General features: G+C 70.0%; 19 protein-coding genes and 1 pseudogene. 9 read left to right on the plus strand and 11 right to left on the minus strand.

Annotation, left to right across the window (positions count from 1 at the left end; translation table 11 throughout):
- Positions 1 to 82 precede the first annotated feature (82 nt).
- Positions 83 to 1,069 carry an iron chelate uptake ABC transporter family permease subunit gene (locus AB0I04_RS10130; RefSeq protein WP_360881709.1) on the minus strand — a complete coding sequence of 329 codons (987 nt, stop codon included), beginning with the start codon at positions 1,067 to 1,069 and terminating at the stop codon, positions 83 to 85.
- Positions 1,070 to 1,251: 182 nt separating this feature from the next.
- Here AB0I04_RS10130 and AB0I04_RS10135 point away from each other — a divergent pair, with 182 nt between their 5' ends.
- The 6 genes from AB0I04_RS10135 to AB0I04_RS10160 all read left to right on the plus strand — a co-directional run bounded on the left by AB0I04_RS10135 (position 1,252) and on the right by AB0I04_RS10160 (position 10,104).
- A complete protein-coding gene (locus AB0I04_RS10135; RefSeq protein WP_360881711.1) occupies positions 1,252 to 2,274 on the plus strand; it encodes an ABC transporter substrate-binding protein in 1,023 nt (340 codons plus the stop codon).
- A gap of 68 nt (positions 2,275 to 2,342) precedes the next feature.
- Positions 2,343 to 3,275, plus strand: coding sequence for a siderophore-interacting protein (locus tag AB0I04_RS10140; RefSeq protein WP_360881713.1), 933 nt, complete (start codon positions 2,343 to 2,345; stop codon positions 3,273 to 3,275).
- A 17-nt stretch (positions 3,276 to 3,292) separates the two neighbouring features.
- On the plus strand, positions 3,293 to 4,816 hold the full coding sequence (locus AB0I04_RS10145; RefSeq protein ID WP_360881715.1) for an aspartate aminotransferase family protein: 1,524 nt from the start codon (positions 3,293 to 3,295) through the stop codon (positions 4,814 to 4,816).
- A complete protein-coding gene (locus AB0I04_RS10150) occupies positions 4,800 to 6,098 on the plus strand; it encodes a lysine N(6)-hydroxylase/L-ornithine N(5)-oxygenase family protein (protein WP_360881717.1) in 1,299 nt (432 codons plus the stop codon). The genes AB0I04_RS10145 and AB0I04_RS10150 overlap by 17 nt, the downstream gene beginning before the upstream one ends.
- Complete coding sequence (locus tag AB0I04_RS10155; protein WP_360881719.1) at positions 6,095 to 8,545, plus strand: GNAT family N-acetyltransferase; 2,451 nt, start codon at positions 6,095 to 6,097, stop codon at positions 8,543 to 8,545. The genes AB0I04_RS10150 and AB0I04_RS10155 overlap by 4 nt, the downstream gene beginning before the upstream one ends.
- Positions 8,546 to 8,652: 107 nt before the next feature.
- Positions 8,653 to 10,104 (plus strand): exo-alpha-sialidase, encoded by a 1,452-nt coding sequence (locus AB0I04_RS10160; RefSeq protein WP_360881721.1) that lies wholly within the window; start codon positions 8,653 to 8,655, stop codon positions 10,102 to 10,104.
- 277 nt (positions 10,105 to 10,381) lie between these two features.
- On the opposite strand, the gene AB0I04_RS10165 is transcribed toward AB0I04_RS10160, so the two are convergent.
- From AB0I04_RS10165 to AB0I04_RS10185, 5 genes are all read right to left on the minus strand, one after another.
- Positions 10,382 to 10,939, minus strand: a complete 558-nt coding sequence (locus AB0I04_RS10165; protein WP_360881723.1) for a hypothetical protein — start codon at positions 10,937 to 10,939, stop codon at positions 10,382 to 10,384.
- Positions 10,940 to 11,135: 196 nt separating this feature from the next.
- Positions 11,136 to 12,365, minus strand: a complete 1,230-nt coding sequence (locus tag AB0I04_RS10170) for a hypothetical protein (protein WP_360881725.1) — start codon at positions 12,363 to 12,365, stop codon at positions 11,136 to 11,138.
- Positions 12,366 to 12,607: 242 nt separating this feature from the next.
- Positions 12,608 to 13,642 (minus strand): Gfo/Idh/MocA family oxidoreductase, encoded by a 1,035-nt coding sequence (locus AB0I04_RS10175; RefSeq protein ID WP_360881727.1) that lies wholly within the window; start codon positions 13,640 to 13,642, stop codon positions 12,608 to 12,610.
- Between the two features lie 13 nt (positions 13,643 to 13,655).
- A complete protein-coding gene (locus tag AB0I04_RS10180) occupies positions 13,656 to 14,648 on the minus strand; it encodes a Gfo/Idh/MocA family oxidoreductase (protein ID WP_360881729.1) in 993 nt (330 codons plus the stop codon).
- Complete coding sequence (locus AB0I04_RS10185) at positions 14,645 to 15,805, minus strand: Gfo/Idh/MocA family oxidoreductase (protein WP_360881730.1); 1,161 nt, start codon at positions 15,803 to 15,805, stop codon at positions 14,645 to 14,647. Before AB0I04_RS10185 ends, AB0I04_RS10180 begins: the two co-directional genes overlap by 4 nt.
- Positions 15,806 to 16,098: 293 nt before the next feature.
- Between AB0I04_RS10185 and AB0I04_RS10190 the strand changes: the two genes are divergently transcribed.
- Entirely contained in the window at positions 16,099 to 17,028 is a 930-nt protein-coding gene (locus AB0I04_RS10190; protein WP_360881732.1) for a dihydrodipicolinate synthase family protein, read from the plus strand.
- 10 nt (positions 17,029 to 17,038) lie between these two features.
- Here the strand turns inward: AB0I04_RS10190 and AB0I04_RS10195 are convergent, their stop codons facing one another.
- On the minus strand, positions 17,039 to 17,749 hold the full coding sequence (locus AB0I04_RS10195) for a TetR/AcrR family transcriptional regulator (protein WP_360881734.1): 711 nt from the start codon (positions 17,747 to 17,749) through the stop codon (positions 17,039 to 17,041).
- An 82-nt stretch (positions 17,750 to 17,831) separates the two neighbouring features.
- Here AB0I04_RS10195 and AB0I04_RS10200 point away from each other — a divergent pair, with 82 nt between their 5' ends.
- Positions 17,832 to 18,779, plus strand: coding sequence for an alpha/beta hydrolase (locus tag AB0I04_RS10200; protein WP_360881736.1), 948 nt, complete (start codon positions 17,832 to 17,834; stop codon positions 18,777 to 18,779).
- 25 nt (positions 18,780 to 18,804) lie between these two features.
- Here AB0I04_RS10200 and AB0I04_RS10205 read toward each other — a convergent pair whose 3' ends face one another.
- Positions 18,805 to 19,395 carry a helix-turn-helix domain-containing protein gene (locus AB0I04_RS10205; RefSeq protein WP_360881738.1) on the minus strand — a complete coding sequence of 197 codons (591 nt, stop codon included), beginning with the start codon at positions 19,393 to 19,395 and terminating at the stop codon, positions 18,805 to 18,807.
- 100 nt (positions 19,396 to 19,495) lie between these two features.
- Between AB0I04_RS10205 and AB0I04_RS10210 the strand changes: the two genes are divergently transcribed.
- Entirely contained in the window at positions 19,496 to 19,909 is a 414-nt protein-coding gene (locus tag AB0I04_RS10210; RefSeq protein ID WP_360881740.1) for an ester cyclase, read from the plus strand.
- 70 nt (positions 19,910 to 19,979) lie between these two features.
- Here AB0I04_RS10210 and AB0I04_RS10215 read toward each other — a convergent pair whose 3' ends face one another.
- The 3 genes and pseudogenes from AB0I04_RS10215 to AB0I04_RS10225 form a co-directional block, all read right to left on the minus strand.
- Positions 19,980 to 20,936 (minus strand): DUF1152 domain-containing protein, encoded by a 957-nt coding sequence (locus AB0I04_RS10215; protein WP_360881742.1) that lies wholly within the window; start codon positions 20,934 to 20,936, stop codon positions 19,980 to 19,982.
- Positions 20,937 to 21,011: 75 nt separating this feature from the next.
- Positions 21,012 to 21,494, minus strand: a complete 483-nt coding sequence (locus AB0I04_RS10220) for a protein kinase (RefSeq protein ID WP_360881770.1) — start codon at positions 21,492 to 21,494, stop codon at positions 21,012 to 21,014.
- 94 nt (positions 21,495 to 21,588) lie between these two features.
- Positions 21,589 to 21,744, minus strand: a pseudogene (locus AB0I04_RS10225) (serine/threonine protein kinase); the annotation flags it as partial.
- Between the last annotated feature and the right edge of the window lie 38 nt (positions 21,745 to 21,782).

The following is a 21,782-nucleotide window of genomic DNA, read 5'->3' on the forward strand; positions in this document are numbered from 1 at the left end:
ACCGCCCGTCCGCGCCGAACGACGGCCAAGGGCCACAGCCGTTCCAAGGACCCACATGACGCCCACGTCCCGCTCGCCCGGATCACGCGCCCACCGCCCGTCCGCGCCGGACCACGGCCAGGAAGACCGGGCCGCCTGCGACCATGGTGACGATGCCCACCTGGATCTCGGCGGGGCGGCCGAGGACCCGCCCGAGCACGTCCGCGCCGAGCAGCGTCACCGGTGCGAGCACCGCGCAGTACGGCAGCAGCCGGCGTAGGTCGAGGCCGACGAGCGCGCGTACGAGGTGCGGCACCATCAGGCCGACGAACACGATGGGCCCGCAGGCGGCGGTGGCCGCGCCGCACAGGATGGTGACGGCGACGATGGCGGCGACGCGGGTGCCGCCAGGGCGTGCGCCGAGCGCGCGGGCGGCGTCGTCGCCCAGGGCCAGCGCGTTGAGCGGCCGGGCGAGCACGGCGGTGAGCAGTACGCCGGCCGCGATGAACGGGGCGACGCCTGTCACCGTCGAGGACCGTGCGGTGGCCAGCGAGCCGACGGTCCAGAACCGCATGGCGTCGAGCGAGGCGGTGTCCAGGAGTTCGACCGCGCTGACGTAGGCGTACAGCGCTGCGTTGACGGCCGCCCCGGCCAGCGCGAGCCGGGCCGGTGTGGCGGCGCGTCCGCCGCCGACGGCCCAGACGAGGGCCGAGACCGCGCCCGCCCCCGCGAAGGCGAACCACACGTACCCCGTCACGGACGTGATCCCCAGGAAGGTGATCGCGGAGACGATGGCGGCCGAGGCGCCGGCGTTGATGCCGAGCAGCCCGGGGTCGGCGAGGGGGTTGCGGGTCAGCGCCTGCATCACCCCGCCCGCGAGACCTAGGCCGATTCCGGCCAGGAGCCCCAGCAGGGTGCGCGGCAGCCGGGTCTCGCGGACGACCGTGTAGGCGGGCGCGTGCGGGTCGAAGAGGCCGTGCCACACCTCACCGAGCGAGAACTGCCGGGCACCGATGGCCAGGCTGGCGGCGACGACGGTGAGCAGGAGGAACAGCGCGGCGAGCAGCCCCGCCGCATGCCCTCCCCTCACCGGTGCGGCCGAGGGCGACGCCGCCGGCGGCCTCGATGACTTGGTGACAGACACTTACCAGCTCCGCTACGGACCGAGAGCACGATCACACTGGACAACATGAACTTAGGTTAGGTTAACCTAAGTTCGATCACGGCTCGAGGCCGAATCTCCCCCAAATCCCGATGAAGGAAGGCACCGTCATGCCCCATGCCCGGACCCCCTCCCAGCTGTCTCGCCGCGGCCTCCTGGCCGCGTTCGGCGGAATCGGCGCCGACGCGCTGGTCACCGCGTGCGGAGGCAGCGGATCGGGCACGGCGAAGAGCGGCGGATCCTGGGCGTTCACCGACGACCGCGGGCGGAAGGTCACCGTGCGGGGCCGCCCGCAGCGCCTCGTCGCCTACGTCGGAACGGCCGCGGCCCTGCGCGACTACGGCGTCGGGGATCAGACCGTCGGGGTCTTCGGCCCCACGAAGCTCAAGGACGGCCGGCCGGACCCCCTCGCCGGCACCCTCGACGTGAACAAGGTCACGATCCTCGGCAACACCTTCGGCGAGTTCAACATCGAGAAGTACGCCGCGCTGCACCCTGACCTGCTGGTCACCAACATGTATCTGCCGAACGCGCTGTGGTACGTGCCGGACAACAGCAAGGACAAGATCGCCGCGCTCGCCCCGAGCGTCGCCATCACCGCCGCCAAGGTGCCCCTCACCGAGCCCATCCGGCGATACGAGGAGCTCGCCGGGGCCCTGGGCGCCGACCTCAAGGCGCGGCAGGTCACCGACGCCAAGGCGCGGTTCGAACAGGCGTCGGCGACGCTGCGCGCGGCGGCCAAGGCGAACGGGGGCCTCAAGGTCATGGCCGCCTCCGGGAGCCCGGACCTGTTCTACGTCTCCGACCCGAACGCCAACGCCGACCTGCGCTACTTCCGCAGCCTCGGCGTCGACCTCATCGTCCCGAACAAGGTCAGCGCCCAGGGCTTCTTCGAGGACCTCAGCTGGGAGAACGCCGACAAGTACCCGGCCGACCTGATCCTGCTCGACGCCCGTACCTCCGCCCTGCAGCCCAAGGACCTGGCGGCCAAGCCCACCTGGGCGAAGCTGCCCGCCGTGAAGGCGGGCCAGATCACTCCCTGGCAGAGCGAGCCGAGGTTCAGCCACGCGGGCTGCGCCCCGCTCATCGAGGCCCTCGCCGCCGCGATCCAGAAGGCCAAGAAGGTCCGCTGACCCGCGACGAGCTGGCCCTCGACGAGCTGGCCCTTGACGAGTTGACCCACGATGACAGGAGAACCATCGTGAGCACGACCGCGACCGCGGCCCCCTTCCGCTTCTTCGACACCCGCGTCGTACGGACCCGGCGCCTCGGCCCGTCCATGATCCGAATCACGTTCGGCGGCGAACGCCTCACCGGTCTCGCCGCCGGCGGCCGGGACCAGCGTTTCAAGCTCTTCCTCCCCCACCCCCACCAGGACGCCCCCATCGTCCCCTCCGACGCGGGCGAGGAGTGGTTCGCGCGGTGGCGGGAGATGGACCCGGCCGTACGGGCGGTGATGCGCTCCTACACCGTGCGCGAGCAGCGCCGGGACCCCGACGAGCTCGACGTCGACTTCGCCCTGCACGGGGACGGCGGCCCGGCCTCCCGCTGGGCGGTCCGGGCCCTCCCCGGCGACCGCGTCGTCGTGCTCGGCCCGACGACCCCCGACAACGGCGGCGTGGACTTCCGGCCGCCGCCCGGCACCGACTGGGTCCTGCTCACCGGGGACGAGACCGCGCTGCCCGCCGTCGCCGGCATCCTCGCCTGGCTGCCCGCGGGCACGCGGGCGCGGGTGTGGCTCGAGGTGTCGCACGCGGCCGACGTGCAGGACCTGCCGACGGAGGCCGACGCCGAGGTCACCTGGCTCGTCCGAGACGACGCCGCCCACGGCCCCCTCCCTGACGACTCCGCCCCCGGCCTCCTCCGGGACGACTCCGCCCCCGGCCTCGTCCGCGACGACTCCGCCCACGGGCTCGTCCTGGACGCGGTCCGGGCCGCCACGCTGCCCGCGGGCGCGCCGTACGCCTGGATTGCGGGCGAGGCCGGTGGCGTACGGGCCCTGCGCCGGCACCTCGTCGGCGAACGCGGCCTCGACCGCCGCGCCGTCGTCTTCACCGGTTACTGGCGCCGGGGCGCCACCGAGGAGGACCTGCTCGCCGAGGCCGTGGCCGGCACCGCCGCCGCCGACGACTGACTCTGGAAGGACGACCCGTGACCTTCACGTCGCCTCTGCTCGACGCGCACACCGCCGAGCTGTACCGCAGCCTCGTCACCGCCGGCGTCGGCCGCGTGGCGGACCGGATCGCCTCGGTGGACCGGCCGTTCACCGGGATCGCCCCCGACCGGCTCGCCGAGGAGGTCGCCGCCGTCGACCTCGACCGACCGCTCGGCGACGCGACCGCCGCCCTCGACGAGCTGGAACACCTCTACCTTCGCGACGCCGTCTACTTCCACCACCCGCGTTACCTCGCCCACCTGAACTGCCCCGTGGCGATCCCCGCCCTGCTCGGCGAGGCGGTGCTGTCGGCGGTCAACTCCTCGCTCGACACCTGGGACCAGAGCGCCGGCGGCACGCTGATCGAACGCCGCCTGATCGAGTGGACGGCTCAGCGCCTCGGCCTGGGACCGGCCGCCGACGGGGTGTTCACCAGCGGCGGCACGCAGTCCAACCTCCAGGCGCTGCTGCTGGCCCGCGAGGAGGCGTACGCCGGGACCACTCTCCCGCTGCCGACCCGTGAGGAGGCGTGCGCCGGGACCGCCCTTCCCCTGCCGGCCCGCGAAGAGACGTGCGCCGCGCCCACGCGCCTGCGCGTCTTCGCCTCCGCCTGCGGGCACTTCAGCGTCGTCAAGGCCGCCCGGCTGCTCGGGCTCGGCGAGGACGCGGTGGTCGGCGTGCCGTGCGACCGGGACCGGCGGATGCGCCCCGGCGCGCTGGCCCGCGAACTCGACCGGTGCCACCGCCAGGGCCTGGTGCCGATGGCGGTGGTCGCCACCGCCGGGACCACCGACTTCGGCAGCATCGACCCGCTCCCGGAGATCGCCGAGCTGTGCGCGGCGGCGGGCGCGTGGCTGCACGTCGACGCGGCATACGGCTGCGGTCTGCTGGTGTCCCGCCGACGGCACCTGCTCGACGGGATCGAACGCGCCGACTCGGTCACCGTGGACTACCACAAGTCCTTCTTCCAGCCGGTCAGCTCCAGCGCGGTGCTCGTACGGGACCGGGCGGCGCTGCGGCACGTGACCTACCACGCCGACTACCTCAACCCCGCGCGCAGCGCAGCCCAGGGCATCCCGAACCAGGTCGACAAGAGCCTGCAGACGACCCGGCGGTTCGACGCGCTGAAGCTGTGGCTGACGCTGCGGATGATGGGCGCGGGCGGTGTCGGCGAGCTGTTCGACGCGGTGATCGACCTGGCCGCCGAGGCCTGGGCGCTGCTGCACGCCGACCCGCGCTTCGAGGTGGTCGTACGGCCCCGGCTGAGCACGCTGGTGTTCCGCTACGCGCCGCCCGGCGTGAGCGCCGGGGCGCTCGACCGGGCGAACCTGCGCGCGGCCGCCGCGCTGTCCGCCTCCGGAGCGGCGGCCGTGGCCACGACGGTCGTCGACGGCCGCCACCACCTGAAGTTCACGCTCCTCAACCCGCGCACCACCACGGGCGACATCGCCGCCGTCCTCGACCTCCTCGCCGGACACGCCCGCGCCTACCTGGGAGACGACCTTGCCCACGCCTCATGACTTCGTCGCCATCGGACTGGGCCCCTTCAACCTCGGCCTCGCCTGCCTGACCGACCCGATCGACGGGCTCGACGGGGTGTTCCTGGAGAGCAAGCCGGAGTTCGACTGGCATCCGGGGATGCTCCTCGACGGCACGACGCTGCAGACGCCGTTCCTCGCCGACCTGGTCACGCTGGCCGACCCGACCTCGCCGTTCTCGTTCCTCAACTACCTGAAGGCGTCCGGGCGCCTGTACTCCTTCTACATCCGGGAGAGCTTCTTCCCCCTGCGGGCCGAGTACGTCAACTACTGCCGCTGGGCGGCCGGCCGGCTCGCCGCGATCCGCTTCGGCCACCACGTCACGGCCGTGGAGTACGACGAGGCCGAGGGGGTCTACGTCGTCCATGCCGAGCGGCCGCAGGGCCGCGTGACCTTCCGGGCACGCAGGCTGGTCCTGGGCACGGGCACGCCGCCGTACGTCCCGGACTGCTGCCGTGACCTACCCGGCGACGCGATCCACGCCGCCGACTACCTGCGGCACCGGTCCGCGCTGCGGGCCAAGCGCAGCGTCACGGTCGTCGGAAGCGGCCAGAGCGCGGCGGAGATCTACCACGACCTGCTGCAGGACATCGACCAGCACGACTACGAGCTCAGCTGGGTGACCCGGTCGCCGCGGTTCTTCCCGCTGGAGTACACCAAGCTGACGCTGGAGATGACGTCGCCGGAGTACGCCGACTACTTCCACGCGCTGCCCGCCGCGACCCGCGACCGGCTGTCCGCCGCCCAGAAGGGCCTGTACAAGGGCATCAACACCGACCTCATCGACGAGATCTTCGACCTGCTGTACCGCAAGAGCCTGTACCGGCCGTGCCCGACGCGGCTGATGACCAACACGGCACTTCGGGACGTGCACTACGACGCCGGTTCGTACACCCTCGGGCTGCGCCAGGAGGAGCAGGGGCGCGACTTCACCCTCACCACCGAGGGACTGATCCTCGCCACCGGCTATCGGTACGAGGTCCCCGCGTTCCTCGCCCCGGTCCGGGACCGCCTCCGGTGGGACGAGTCCGGCCGCCTCGCGGTCCGGCGCGACTACAGCGTCGACGCGACCGGCCGGGGCGTCTACGTACAGAACGCCGAGCTCCACACGCACGGCTTCACAGCGCCCGACCTGGGCATGGCCGCGTACCGCAACTCCTGCATCATCCGTGGCCTGCTGGACCGCGAGCACTACCCGATCGAACGGTCGATCGCCTTCCAGGAGTTCGGCGCCGCGGTTTCGAGGGAGGTCGTGTCCGCGTGATCGTGTTCTCCCGTACCGACGACGTGCTCGGTGAGTTCGCAGTCCGCCCCGTCGACCCGGCCGACGACGCCGCGCTGCTGCATGCGTGGGTCACCCACCCCAAGTCGGTGTTCTGGATGATGGGCGACGCGAGCCCGTCCGACGTCGTCTCGGAGTTCGAGGCCATCGTGGCCCGGCCGGGCCACGACGCGTACCTCGGCCTGCACGAGGGCCGCCCGGCCTTCCTCGTCGAACGCTACGACCCGCGCCGCGAACTCGGCGAGGTGTACGACGTCCGCCCCGGCGACGTCGGGATGCACTTCCTCGCCGCGCCGACGGACACGCCGATCCACGGCTTCACCCGCGCCGTCATCGTCACCGTGATGGAGCTGCTGTTCGCCGAGCCGGGCACGCGCCGTGTCGTCGTGGAACCCGACGTTCGCAACACCGCCGTGCACGCGCTGAACGCGGCGGTCGGGTTCGAGGTCGTCGGCACCGTCTCGCTGCCGGACAAGCAGGCCCTGCTGAGCGTCTGCACCCGCGAGCGGTACGAGGCGACGCGGGACCGCCGGTCGTACGGAACGACACGAAGCCGCCGTGAACCGTACGAGGCAACGCGGAACATCACGATTTCGGGCGGGGACGACCGTCACGACGCGGTCGCGCACCTGACGCCCGGACGCTGGGCGCACGCCAACCGGCTCCTGGTGCGCAAGGCCCTCGCCGAGTTCGCGCACGAGCGGCTGCTGGTGCCGGAGCGGCTGCCGGACGGCCGGTACGCCGTGCGCAGTGACGACGGCACCGTGGACTACTCGTTCGCGGCGCGCGTTCTGGCGCTGGACCACTGGGACATCGACGCGCACTCCATCGCCCGATGGCGCTCCGGCGCCAAGCTCCGGCTCGACGCGCTCGATTTCGTCGTCGAGCTGCGGCACACGCTCGGCCTCACCGAGGAGGTCCTCCCGGTCTACCTGGAGGAGATCGGCAGCACCCTCGCGAGCAGCGCGTACAAGCTCGCCCGGCCCCCGGTCCGCGCGGCCGACCTCGCGCGGGCGGACTTCCAGGCCGTCGAGACCGGCATGACCGAGGGCCACCCCTGCTTCGTCGCCAACAACGGGCGGCTCGGCTTCGACGCCGAGGAGTACCAGCGGTACGCCCCGGAGGCCGCCCGGCCGGTCCGGCTGCTCTGGCTGGCCGCGCGCCGGGACCGCTCCACCTTCACGAGCGGCGCGGGCCTCGACCACGACGCGCTGATGCGCGCGGAGCTGGGCGCGGCGGCCCTCGAGCGGTTCTCGGCCACGATGGCCGGCCTCGGGCTGGACCTCGCCGACTACCACCTCATCCCCGTCCACCCGTGGCAGTGGCGGAACCGGCTGTCGGTGACCTTCGCCGGTGAGGTGGCGCGGCGCCGTCTCGTGCTCCTCGGCCCCAGCGAGGACGAGTACCTCGCCCAGCAGTCGATCCGGACCTTCTTCAACGTCGGGGCACCGTCGAAGCACTACGTGAAGACGGCACTGTCCGTGCTGAACATGGGCTTCCTGCGCGGCCTGTCCGCCGAGTACATGGCGGCGACGCCGGCCATCAACGACTGGGTCGCCGGCCTGGTCGCGAACGACGAGGTCCTGAAGCGGACCGGCCTGACCGTGCTGCGGGAGCGCGCCGCGGTCGGGTACCACCATGAGCAGTACGCCGCCGCCTCCGCGAAGGGCTCCCCATACCTGAAGATGCTGGCCGCGCTCTGGCGGGAGAGCCCGGTGCCGCTGCTCGGACCGGGCGAGCGGGTCGCGACCATGGCCTCGCTGCTGCACGTCGACCGGGCGGGTGACTCCGTCGCGGGCGCCCTGATCAACGGGTCGGGGCTGGACCCGGTCGCCTGGCTGCGCCGATACCTCGACGCCTACCTGACGCCGATCCTGCACTGCTTCTACGCCCACGACCTGGTCTTCATGCCGCACGGCGAGAACGTCGTCCTCGTGCTCGACGAGCGAGGCGTCCCACAGCGTGCCATGTTCAAGGACATCGCCGAGGAGATCGGCGTGATGAGCGCCGACCGGCCGCTGCCACCGGAGATCGAGCGCGTCCGCGCGGACGTGCCCGAGGACATGAAGATCCTCTCGATCTTCACGGACGTCTTCGACTGCTTCTTCCGTTTCCTCAGCGCGATCCTCGACGCGGACGGCACCCTCGACGAGGACACCTTCTGGTCGACGGTGGCCGCCTGTGTCGCGGACTACCAGGACTCGCTCCCCCACCTGGCCGACCGCTTCGCCAGGTACGACCTGTTCGCCGAGCGGTTCGCGCTGTCCTGCCTCAACCGGCTGCAGCTACGGAACAACCGGCAGATGGTCGACCTCGCCGACCCGGCCGGCGCCCTGCAGCTCGTCGGCACCCTGGAGAACCCCATCGCCCGCTTCGCGCGCCAGGGGCTCGGTCGCGCTGAGGCAAGTGGGAGACGAAAACGATCTTGAAGCTGTAGCCTCTGCTCTGCCGTTTGGCGCCCGCTGGGGAACACGCTGCCCGGGCTTGGCGGCAGCATCCCCTGTGGAGACACCCTCATCGAGGATAGGAAGGCACGTTGAAACAACGTTCCAGGGCAGTGGTGGCCGCGGCGGCCACCATGTTCGCCTGCACCATCGCGGCTCAGCCCGCCTTGGCGGATGGTTCTGATCCTGCCGGTCTGGTAGTGATATCGGGCACCAGCGCGCTGCCGGCGGGTTGTGGGCTGGCCGAGGGCAACGGTTACGTGCTGAACCCGAATGCCGAGGTTCAGCCCATGGTGGCGCGGGATCCGAAGCAGTCGAAGCATCTCGTCGCGATTTACCAGCAGGACCGGTGGAACAAGTACGGCAGCAACGGAGCCGTCACCGTCGTGTCCAACGACGCCGGCGTGACCTGGCACAAGTCGGCGGGGCAGCCCGCGTTCTCCCGCTGCAACGGCGGCACCGCGGCCAACGGCGGGGACTACGACGTCACGACGGACCACTGGATCACGATCACGCCGTCCGGTGCGGCGGTGGCCGCGTCGTTCTCGCTGTCGCGTACCGGTCAGGTGACGGCGATGCTGGTGTCGCGGTCCGCCGACGGCGGTGAGCACTGGGATGCCCCGGTGACGCTGCAGCGGGACGACACCACGGAGTTCTTCAACGACCGCCCGTCGATCACCGCCGACCCGTACCACCCGGGCGTGGTCTACGCCGTGTGGGACCGAAGCTACAGCGAGTCGGACGGCTCCTGGGGACAGCCGGTCTACCTGGCGAAGTCGACCGACGACGGGAAGACCTGGACGTCGAAGAAGGTCTACGACTTCCCCACCAACAACGGCGCCATCGGTGCCGTGGTGCAGCCGATGTCCGACGGGACGCTGCTGCTCGGCATGCACGTGGAGAGCGACACCACCGCCGCCACCCAGGTCGTCCGCTCGACCGACGGCGGCGACACGTGGTCGACGCCGACGCTGAACGCGGCGGCGCCGTTCACCGTGGGTACCAAGATCCCGGACCCCGACAACGGGACCGACCCGGTGCGCAACGCCACGCTCCCGCTGCTGGCGGTCCAGCCGAACAGCAAGGTGGTGAACGCGGTCTGGCAGAGCCAGAACGCCGACGGCACCTTCCACGTCGCGTACGCGAGGTCCACGGACGACGGGCAGACCTGGTCCGCCCCGGTTCGCGTGGACAAGACGCCCACCGGTTCGGCCGTGGTACCGGCGATCGCCGTGGCCCCCAGCGGCGTCGTGGGGATCACGTACTACGACTTCCGGAACAACACGTCCGCCGCCACGCTGCCCACCGACTTCTGGTCCATGACCTGCGCAGAGAACTGCACGGAGTCCGGATCGTGGAGCGAGCAGCACATGGAGGGTTCGTTCGACGCGCGGACGGTGCCGCTGACGAGCTCCGGCCGGATGATCGGTGACTACACCGGCCTGGTCTGGACGACCGGCTCGACCTTCCTGGCCGTGTACGGCGTGGCCACCGGCAACACCAGCAACCCGGTGGACATCCACAGCGACACCTTCGACCGCTGACCTGCCGGGTGCGATCCGCCGGCGGTTCCCAGCGCCGGCGGGTCGCACCTTACGGCTCGGCGGTGCCACACCGACCAGGGTGCGCACGGCCAGGTCCCGAGCTTTACGGGCCGGTCGGGTCGCCACGCGACCCGACCGGCCTTGACGTTAGGCGAGCACTCGCGGCCCGCATCCGGGCGCTGACGCAACGCAGGGACCTGAGGTCCATTCGGGACCCAGGGATTAGGCTTCGAGCCTCTTTCCACGGAAAGCCGAGCAGGCGATAGTTGGCTAAAGGTCAGACGGGCGGCATCAGATCGCTCTCGCTGATGGTGTACGTCAGCAGGGGGTAGATGAAGTCCGTTTCATTGTTCTCACGGCGCCGTAGTTGGTAAAACTCATGCCTCTGCTCGTCGTCGGCCGACATGAGGCGCGCACCCTGCGGGAGGTATACATGTCCGTCGCGAAACCGAACGAAGGTCTTTGACGTTCGAAAAGTTACACCCAACCATTGGTTGTCCGCCGCCTGGACGGGCGCGTCCAATACGATTTTGTGCTTGAGTCGCCGATTCGAGTCGACAGAAAACCCGACGATACCGTTGTGGGCGAGGGGGATCTCGAACTTCTCGCCACCGGACCCCTTTGATTCGAAGATCAGCTTCCTCGGCGGGCTCGCTTCGGGATGTTGGTAGCAGGAGAAGACGGCAATAAACGACTCGTTGGCCAGATCGAGGGCTTGGTCGGAATGGCTGCCCATGGTTTTGTAAGCGTTCATGTAGCTCTCAACGAGAGCATTGTTGAAGCCGACCGCAAGCGCCGCACGTTCTTGAATCTGTTGCGCCAGCCGTTCGTGCACCGCCCGGAAACGCTGCGTCGGACTGCTGTATCGAGTGGTAGTACGTACGAGAGGCACACCACCCGCCTCGTCGATCTTGGTAAGGACTGCGCCTCGCCAGCCTTTTCCTATGTCTTCCAAACGAACCGACGCGGACAGCTGAGCAAAGAGATTCTCCTCGGCCGGCAAAGCGCACGAGAGGATCTCATCCGAAATCCTAGACTCGGGGTGCAACGTAGTCTCCCGTGTTCATACTGAAGAGAAAGTCGTCGCCGTAATCAATGAAGGACGAGGTCCTGTTCTCCTCGGCGTACAGCCTGCGCAGCTCGTTCATGCCGGTCGGTGTGGGTGGCCCCAGCTTCACCAAATCTCCGGCCACTTTGAGGAACGTGTGGCCGTTCTTGTGAACGGCTTCGGCGCTCGAACAGCGCACCACGTATCCCAGGCGGGTCGGGAGCAACTCGGCATCCAACGCTGAGGGCCGGATTTCATGCGTATACCGGCGGTTGGTGGACAGCGGCATGAAGAACACGGAGCCGGGGTAGAGAGTCAGGGTGAACTGCGAGGGGAGCGCGACCCCGTCGCGTTCTTCGGTCGGCTCCTTGAGGCGAAAGTGGAGTTTGGTCAGCCCGCTGGCACCCTTCACACCATAGTCGAAGGCGTCTTCGGCCAGAGGCTGCAGCTTGTCGAGCCGGTCATAGAAAGTACAGAAGGCCATGATGCCATTGACGGGCATGTCCTTGGTCTTGTCGGCATGGGCCGAGATCTTGGCCTTGGACTGCTTGCGCTCGGCCGTGGCAACGGTGTTGTGGTAGATCTGAGCGAGGACGTGATTTAGCGGTGCCTGGTTCCGGAAGATGGCGGCGGCCTCGCGGTTCAGAGCCTCGACGATGCGCGTGTCGGTCGGGCGAAAGCTCTCGGTCGGCCCCGAGAGATTCGTGGAGCACCGGAGCAGGCGGAAATGTAGTTCGTCACCGTTTCGCGTGACGGGCGTCAGATAGATTCCGCTGCGATGGGCTGTTCCAGGTTTGGTGGACTCCGTCAGGGACTGGAACGCGTGCTCCGCACGGATCCGTCCGAAGTGATCGGCGTCGAGTCCGAAAAAGCGGCGATAGTACACGCCGACGCCGTGTACGCGGATGGGAACTCGGCCGAGGTCGACGAGGGTCCAAGGTTCGTCGACGTCCTCATGGTAACCGTGTGATAGCTCCCGGATAACGAATACCCGGGCAGCCGCACGCAGTTGGGGGCCGCTGATCCCGGATATATCGCCACACAGGTAGACGGTCTTCTGCGCGAGGTTGGGCGAACCAGAAGCAAGGTCCTCTGGCGTGATCGTGGACCCGAAGAAGTCCCTGATCAAGTCATTATCCTGCAACGCCGAAGGCGCAACCAAGATGTTGCTCGCATCCTCGATGCAGGCTTCTGCTAGCTCTGTTGTATACATCAAACGATACCTGCCATTAGCAGATCTTGGTGGATTACTTAGAACCGTTTATATTGCAACGGACCGCACTCTTTCATATGCGTTGCGAAGCGTAAACTAAAGGAGACGGACCGTTGAACCTTGATGCTCTCACGGGGCTCTACAGCGGGCAACGGGTGAAGTAACGCTCGCCCGAACCGGTGAAACGGCACGGTCGCTGCCGAGCGGCCGGGCCGGGTTGCGTCCGCTCCGGCCGCCGGCGGTCACGATTCGGCGGGGAAGACGATGCCGCACTGGGCACGGATCTCGTCCATGACGCGGAGCGTGGTGATCGAGTCGTCGAGGGGGCGGATCGGGGACTGCGGTCGTCCGGCGGTGATGCAGCGGGCGGCGTCGGCGGCTTCGAAGCACAGGGCGTCGTGGGCGGTGCGCGGTTCGGTGAAGGTCAGTGCCAGGCCGCCGGGCGGGGTGAGGATGACGTCACCGGGCTGGTTGAACGGGCCGGGCAGGGTCAGTGTCCCGTGCGATCCGGCGATGGTGGCCGTGGTCGGAGTATCGCCGAACAGGGTGGTGTGCAGGACGGCCTGGTTACCGTACGCGTCGCGGAGCACGGCGGAGATCTGGCCGTTGACTCCCGCCGGGTGGGGCTGTCCGGCGGCCATGACCTGCGCGGGCGCGCCCAGGACCCACGTGGCGAAGGACACGGGGTAGACGCCGAGGTCGAGAAGAGGGCCGCCGGCCAGGTCGGGGTTCATGATCCGGTGGTCGGGGGTGAAGTGCTCGCCGAAGTCGGCCAGGACGGTGTGGATCTCGCCGAGGACGCTGGCTTCGAGGACCTGGCGCACGATGTCGTACCTGGGCAGGAAGAAGCTCCACAGGGCCTCCGCGCAGAACAGCCTCCGTTCGGCCGCGACCCTGGTGATCTCGGTGGCCTCCTCGGCGTTCAGCGCGAGGGGCTTTTCGACCAGGACGTGCTTTCCGTGCTCGAGGGCGAGCCGCGCGCAGGTCAGGTGGGCGGTGTGCTCGGTGGCGACGTAGACGACGTCGAGGTCGGAGGCGGCGACCAGTTCCTCGTACGAACCGTGGGCGCGAGGGATGCCGTGGCCGCGCGCGAAGTCCTCGGCGCGGCCGTGGTCGCGGGAGGCGACCGCCGTGAGGCTCTGGCGGGTGTGGCGCTGGACGGAACGGGCGAAGCGCTCGGCGATCCAGCCGGTTCCGAGGACGCCCCAGCGCAGGGCCGGGGCGGCCATCGGGTCGGGGGTACGGGCGGCGGGCAGGGCCGTGGGGAAGGCGGGCATCGCGAAGGCTCCTCTACAGCGCCGGGGCCTGGACGGGGACGGTCCTGCCGCCGTTCCTCATGGAGTCGATGACCGCCGCCGCGACGGCGCTCGCGGTCAGCCCGTCGCGGGCCGTGGCCAGCGGGGACGGCGTGCCCGCGGCGATCGCGTCGACCCAGGTCTGGAGTTCGAGCCGGTACGCGTCGGCGAACCGGGGCCGCCAGTCGGCGGGGTGGCCGGTGGCCCGCCTGCGCTCGGCGTCGGTGACGATGCGGGCCGGGTCGGCGAGCGCGACCGTACCGCGGTCGCCGACGATCTCACAGCGGATGTCGTAGCCGTAGCCGGCGTTGAGGAACACCTCGACGGTGGTCAGGGCGCCGTCGGCGGTACGGAGCAGGATCAGCTGGGGATCCCGCAGCCCGGTCGCCGCCGGCGTACGGCGCGGAGCGCGCCATTCGACCTCGGTGACCGGGGAGTCCAGCAGCCAGGGGACGGTGTCGAACTCGTGGATCGCCGAGCCGGTGACGCTGGACTCGCTGGTGGCCCCCGGCGCGGAGGCCACCCCGCGGCTGACGCAGTGCAGCAGCAGCGGCACCCCGCAGGCCCCGGCGGCGAGCGCGGCCCTCAGCTCCACGTACGCGGGGTCGAAACGGCGCATGAAGCCGAGCGAGATCAGTCCCGTTCGTTCCTCCGCCCGTACGACGCGTGCGCATTCGGCCAGGGTCGGCGCCAGCGGCTTCTCGCACATCACGGGCTTGCCGGCCCGGACCGCGGCGATGGCCAGGTCGGCATGCGTGGCGTCGTGTGAGGCGATGACGACCGCGTCGACGGCGGGATCGGCGATCAGCGCGAAGGCGTCGTCGACGGTCCGGGCGTCCGGGACGCCGACCGCGACGGCGCGAGCCCGGGCGGGGTCGATGTCGGCCACCACGGTGACGGCGGCGCCGGAGACGTGGCGGTGCAGGGTGTTCACGTGGTCGGCGCCCATGATGCCGGTGCCGATGACGCCGACGCGGATCTCGCTCACGGCAGACTCACCCACGTCCCGGTCCGGGCGGAGCGGGTCATGGCGTCGAGCACGTCCGCGGCGCGGACGGCGTCCTCGAGCGTGGCGCCGTACGGCGTCCGCTCGGCGATGGACCGCAGGAAGCGGTACGCCTCGATGACTTTCAGATCGTCGTAGCCCATGCTGATCCCGGCGCCGGGCTGGAAGGCGGCGTACTCACCGTCACCCGGCCCGACGTGGACGGTGCTGACCGGCTGATCCTGGTAGGCCGTTCCCCGGCTGACGCCCAGTTCACCCATCCGGCGGAAATCCCAGTACAGCGCGCCCCTGGTGCCGTGGATCTCCACGCCGTAGTTGTTCTGCTCGCCCACCGAGACCCGGCAGGCCTCCAGGACGCCACGCGCCCCGGAGGCGAACCGCAGCAGGCAGGAGACGTGGTCCTCGTTCTCCACCCGTCCTCGCTCCCCTCCCGCGGACCGGGTGTGCCCGGCGGTGGCGCCGACCGGGCGGGCCCGCTCGGGTACGAACACGGCGGTGTCGGCGACCAGGGATGAGATCTCGCCGAGCAGGAAGCGGGCCAGGTCCACGCCGTGCGAGGCGAGATCGCCGAGCACGCCGCTGCCGCCGCGCTCGCGCTCGTACCGCCAGGTCAAGGCGCCATCGGGATGCGCCGCGTAGTCGCTGAACAGCCGGATGCGAACGTGCGTGACGGCGCCGATCTCCCCCGCGGCGATCATCTCCCGGGCCGTCTCGACGGCCGGGGCGTTGCGGTAGTTGAACCCGACGGTGCCCTGGACCCCGGCCCTGCCGACCGCGTCGGCCACCGCGCGGGCGTCCGTGGCGGTCAGGCCGACGGGCTTCTCGATCCAGAGGTGCTTACCGGCCTCCGCCAGCGCCACACCGATCTCACGGTGCAGGAAGTTCGGGGCGGTGACGCTGACGGCGGCAACACGCGGGTCGGCCACCACGTCACGCCAGTCACGGGTCGCCGTGGCGAAGCCGAATCGGCCGGCGGCCTCCTCAGCCCGGCCGGGCACCTCATCGGCGACCGTGACCGGCTCCGGGCGCAGGTCCAGCTGCGGGAAGTGGTGCAGGACCCGGGCGTACGCCTGTGCGTGCACCCGCCCCATCCAGCCGAACCCCACCACGGCCACGCCCAGGGGGCGATGACGAGCCATCGGTCACCTCACCCGGACTCGTTGTGGGACGTCGAACGGCCCGACATCCGCGAGTGGCGGTTCGACGCTGCTCACGTGGTGACCTCCCCTGACATCGCCTTGGGCAATGAGCTAGAGCGCTCTAGGCTGGCCACTATGAGCTGGGCCGCTGAGGGATGTCAAGAGCCACCGCGGGTTACGCGAACATCGCCGGATGCGAGGTCCGGCAGAACGGGGCAAGATCCCAGGGAGTAAATCCCCGGCGAGAGGCGTGGACAGATGACGGGAACGCATCGTCAGCGGATCGGTGTCCGGTGAAACCCCCGACGGGCACCTGGGCGACGGTGCTCCTGCCGCTCGACGAAGACGACGAACTGCGCTGGGAGCATGTCGGCGAGCAGGTGGACCAGATCATCGCCGCCGGTGTCGACGGCGTGTACACGGGTGGATCGGCAGCCGAGTTCTGGACACAGGATGAAGCGGAGGTCGATCGGCTCACCGCACTTGTGGCCGAGCGCTGCGCATCGGCGGGGATGCCGTTCCAGATCGGCTGCGCCCACCCCAGCCCGCAGGTCGCCCTTCACCGGCTCCGCCGCGCTCGGGAACTGGCGCCCGCGGCGATCCAGGTGATCCTGCCGGATTGGTTCGCCGTCAGCGACCGCGAGGCGATCGCCTTCCTGCGCCGGCTCGCCGACGAGGCGACACCGGTACCCCTGGTCCTGTACAACCCCCCGCACTCCAAGCGCGTGCTGGCCCCGGACGAATATGGGCGTTTGTGCGGTGAGATCCCGGAGATCATCGGGCTCAAGGTCGGCGACGGGGACGATGTCTGGTACGAGGCGATGCGCCCGGTGATGGAGCGTGTTTCGGTGTTCGTACCGGGCCACCATCTCGCCTCCGGCCACCGTCGCGGCGCGGCCGGCGCATACTCCAACGTCGCCTGTCTGAACCCCCGCGCCGCCGTGGCCTGGTGGCACGCCATCCGCGACGGCCTTCCCGCCGCGATGTCCACGGAGGCGCGCCTCAACGCCTTCATCGGCGAGTTCATCCAGCCGCTCCAGCGCGAATACTGCAATGCCGCGCTCGACAAACTGCTGGCCACGATCGGCGGCTGGTGCCCGATCGGCACGCGGCTGCGCTGGCCGTACTCCGGCGTGCCCGCCGAGCACGCCGAAACGCTGCGGACCATCGCCCGCGAACGCCTGCCCGACTTCGTCTCCTCTGGGTCGTCGACGTCTCCCTGAGCCGCGGCCGTCAGCTGGGGGTGTCCTGCCGTAGAAGTCCGGTCAGCACCCGGGTGATGACCCGGTCGAACAGGGACTCGGCTGGATCGTCCTCGGGAGGGCGGGCCGCCAGCGCGGCGGCCAGGTGAGGGTGACGACCCGCCTTCACGACCTCGCTCAGGTAGGCCGCCTGGTCCCGCTGCCACTGCGGGAGGGTACGGCCGGTGGTTCCCTGGGCGATCTCCGCGCGTGCCAGGAGCGCGACCAGGCCGTTCAGCACGCCGATCGCCTCCAGCTTGGTACGGGGGTCGGTGTCGACGCCCGCGAGGGCGGCCAGCGCGTGCTCGAGGTAGTCGACCGCGTTCGGCCCGATCGGGTCGTCCAGGCCACCTGCGTCGAGCAGCCAGGGGTGACGGAGGTAGATGTCGCGGCCCTGCCTGGCCAGGGTCAGCAGGTCCTGGAGCCAGTGCCCGGCGCCGGGCGCGGCGAGGTCGATTTCTCCGTTCACCTCGTTGATCATCAGTTCGATCAGCTCGTCGCGGGTGGCGACGTAGCGGTAGAGGGACGCCGGTCCGGTGCCGAGGGCGTCCGCCACCGCTCGCATGGTGACGGCGCCGAGCCCGTCCGCGTCGGCGAGCGCGACGCCTGCTGCGGCGATCCGGATCCGGCTGTACTCGGGCGCCGGGCCGCGTGCCCCACGCTCAGGTCGTAGCCAGATGCTGCGGTCGGGATCTTCGGCCACTCCCCTCTCCTTTCTGCGAACGCCGTTTGCAGTATCGTAGCCGACGGCTTTATGCGAACATCGATCGCAGTAGGGAGATGACATGGTCGACAGATCAGCGACCGGGCAGGCTCTGGAATGGACGCCGACCCGGTACACGGCCAACGGCGGGGTGGACATCGCGTACGATCGCCTGCGCGGGTCACGCGGCGAGCCGCTCCTGCTCATCATGGGACTGGCGGTCTCCCGGTTCTGGTGGCCGGCCGGCCTGTGCAAAGCGTTCGCCGACGCGGGCTTCGAGGTCGCCCGGTACGACCAGCGCGACTCGGGCCAGTCCACTCGCATGCCGGCGACCCCGACCGGCAATCCCTTCGCCGCGCTGTTCGGCAAACGCGGGAGTCCGTACACCGCCGAGGACATGACCGATGACGCGGTCGCCGTTCTGGACGCTCTCGGCTGGGAACGGGCGCACGTCTTCGGACACTCTCTGGGCGGGCAGCTCGCGCAGCGCTTCGCCCTCCGCCACCCCGACCGCGTGCTCGGCCTGACGTCCTCCGCGGCGGTGCCCAGCGACGTGTCCGGGCTGGGCGTGCTGCGCTACCTGCGGTTCGGCCTGCTCGCCAAGCTGGCCCGCATGAGGTTCCCGGAGGGACGCGATGGCGACATCGAGGCGGCTCTGGCGGTCTGGCGCGGCATCGCCTCACCCGGCTACCCGTTCGACGAGGCGGCCGCTCGCGCGTGGATCGAGGCCGAAGTGGACAGCGGGCCGCGTGACAAGAAGGCGCAGAGCCGACAGATCGGCGCCCAGTGGCACGGGCCACGACTTGGCGAGCTCCATCTGCCCACATTGGTCCTGCACGGCGAGCAGGATCAGCTCCTGCGGGTCTCCGCCGCACGCGCCACCGCGCGGGCCATCGAAGGCGCACGGCTGGTGACCCTCCCCGGCGTGGGCCACGACCTCCCCGCCGCCCTGTGGCCGGACATCGCCCGGGAGGTCCGCGCGACGGCCGACGGAGCGGCACGCCGCGAGAATGGTTCTGTCGACGTCTAGCGGCAGCGTTCGTCGATGTCGCCGGCTAGGGGGCGATACCGCGACGAAGGAGTCCCAGGCACCGCTCAACTTGATCGGTGTCGCTACTGGCCACGGCGATGCCGTTGGCCAGTGCGAGCAGGTCGAAGACGTCGAGATCGGTATCGACGGCGCCACGGCTTTGGGCGTGTGTCAGCAAGGTGGATGCGGTCGTGTGCATCGCCTTGTGCCAGCGATCGAACAGTGCCGAGCGCTGCCCACCCTGATCGTTGGGGATGGCCAGCGCCAGCTCTCGTTTTGCGGCCACGTGCGCGATGAAGGCTCGCAGCCAGCCGAAGAGCGCGTCAGCGGGCGACTCATTATTGAGCAGGGCCTCGCCATGGGCGCAGAGCGCGGCCACCTCGTCGGCGTAAACGGCGATGATCAGCTCTCGGCGCGTCGGAAAATGGCGGTACATCGTCGCGTTGCCGATCCCGGCCCGGCGGGCGATGTCGTCGAGCGGCGCGTCGACACCACGCTCACTGAAGACCTCCCTGGCGGTGGCCAGCAGTCGCTCATAGTTGCGCTGCGCGTCGGCCCGGCGGGGTCGCTGCGGCGGTCCTTGGTGTGGTGCGGGGCCGGCATCGGCCGATGACATGGCCCTCCTTGCTAATCGGGGATATCCCCGATTACAGTACCGGAGCAGACTAACCGGGGAGTTCCCCAGTTACGCCCCGGCTTGATGGAGGAGACATCGCATGTCAGAACAGACGGAGGCCGCCGCGTCGGTCGCCAGTGCGGCCGAGGTCCACCGGCGCATCGTCGAGTTGTTCAGTGCGGGCCGGCGCGAGGACGCCCTGGCGCTCATCGATCCGGACGTCATCGACCACCGCGGAGGCGCTTTGGGCGATCACAAGGGGGCGGTCGCCTGGAAACTAAAGTGGGAACAAATGGACGACGGCGTCCAGTCGACGGTCGAGCACAACGTTGCTTCCGGCGATTTCTCCGTCAACCGCTATACCGTTCGCGGCACTCACACGGCGTCGGGGCGACGTTATGAGGTCACCGGCATCGACATGGTCCGCGTGCGGGACGGCAAGATCGTTGAACATTGGGCTCTGCTCGACTCGGCCGCGATGCGACATCAGCTGGGCGTCGGCGAAGGCGCCTGACAGCGACGGTTTTCAGCCCCAGCACGACCCGCGCTTTCAGCATGCCGACACATACATGCCGACGGTCTGCTCAGTGCGGTATGGCCCGCGGCGGGCGCGTGCGGACCTCGTAGCGGAAGTCCTCGATGACGGAGCTGATCTGGCGCATGAGGACAGTGTCCTTCAGCCGGTCGAGGTAGAGGTTCTGCCGGGCGAGGCCATCCGCGTCGACGGTGAAGTAGATCGCCATGAGCGGGTTGATGAACAACTCGCTGCCCGCCGTACGCCGCGTGAACCGTACGTCACCGAAGTCGCCGCGGATGGCGGCGGCGATGGAGCCGTTCACGATGCTGGTGCGGTCCGGCGTTGCCGCCTGGGCGTGGGCGACTGCGTCCAGGTACAGCATGCCTTCGCGGCTCTCGCGGGGCACGGAGAAGGCTCCGAGGTAGGAGCCGTCCCGTTCCAGAGCAGCGAGATTCTCCAGCACGAGGGAATGACTGACGCCGTGATAGGCGTCCACGCCGAAGCCGAGGCAGGCGACGAGCTTCACCGGGAGGTCGAGATGGTGGACCGCCGCGAGGCTGGCCATGTCCTGTTCCGGGGTCCCCAGCCCCGCCTCGTCTCCGCGCATGAGGATGTCGGTGCCCCCGTCGACCAGGACGACCGCGTCGATGCCCAGTCGTTCGGTCAGGGCACGATAGGCGGCCGTCAGCGGCCGGACGCCGACGCTGGCGAAGGCGTGAACCGTGGAGGGGAACCGGTGGAGGGCGAGCCACCGTGCCAGGGTGCGCTCGGGGAAGTAGCCGTCCGAGCCGCGCGTGTCCGGACCGATGGCGGCGACGTTGGATTCCAGCCACACGTCCTCGGTGAGCCCGTACAGGGACGTGAACGAGAGGTTCGCGAGCGAGACCCGGACGCCTCGCTCCATGAGGGCCAGCGCGACGGGGAGGCCGGCGTAGACGTCGAATCCCCCGCCGGCGCCTGCGACGAGGACATGTTCGCGACCGCGCAGCCGGGTGAAAAGAGGAGGTTCGTCCAGCGAGAACACCGGCGGACCGTAGCACCGCACCGGCCTCTCGCGCTCGGGCATTTCCGCCGCCGGCCCCGGGACCGCCGATGGTCGTTACAGGGCGCGGAGGGCGGCGCGGAACTCGTGGGCGGTTTGGAAGCCGATCACGGGGCGCTCCTGGAGGGCGTGGTCGATGAGCTCGGCCAGGGCGGGCGGGATGTTCGGGTCGCGTCGGCGGATCGGGGTCGCCGGTGTCTGCAGGACGGTCTGCCAGGGGTCCTTGCCGCGTGGGAAGTCGCGGGGGTGTCGCCCGCACAGGGCATGGTAGAGGCAGGCGGCGAGCGCCCAGACGTCCACGGCGGGCGAGGCGTTGCGGAAGTTGATGACCTGCTGACGTGGCATGTACCAGGGCTTGCCCGCGGTCGATCCGGTCCGGGTGAGGCCGCTCAGCCCGGCCTGGTCGAAGGCCTTGGCGAGACCGAAGTCGCCGACCTTGGCGACCGTGGTGCCGTCGTGGCCCTCGCCGAGGAGGATGTTGGACGGGCTGAGATCTCGGTGGACCACGCCCTGATCGTGCGCGTGCGCCAGGCCGTCCAGTACCTGAAGGACGAGCCGGAGGGCGTCGTCGGCCGGAAGTCGCCCAGTCGCGGATGCGCACGTCGGGCGGGTTGATGTCGAGCAGGCAGTGGTGGCGGGAGACCGTACGGTGGTGCGCGTCGTCGGGCAGCCGCGGCTCGCAGTCGTCGGCTCGGCCGAGTACGCAGGTCGTGCGCTCCTCGAAGACGTACTCGGTCTGGTCGAGCCGTCCCTTCACCAGAGTCAGGGTGACGGCGGGCGGTCGCATCATGGCTCTGTTCCTCCAGACCCGTCGCGGCGCGTCCGCCG

Source organism: Actinoallomurus sp. NPDC050550 (assembly GCF_040655075.1).
GTDB lineage: Bacteria > Actinomycetota > Actinomycetes > Streptosporangiales > Streptosporangiaceae > Actinoallomurus.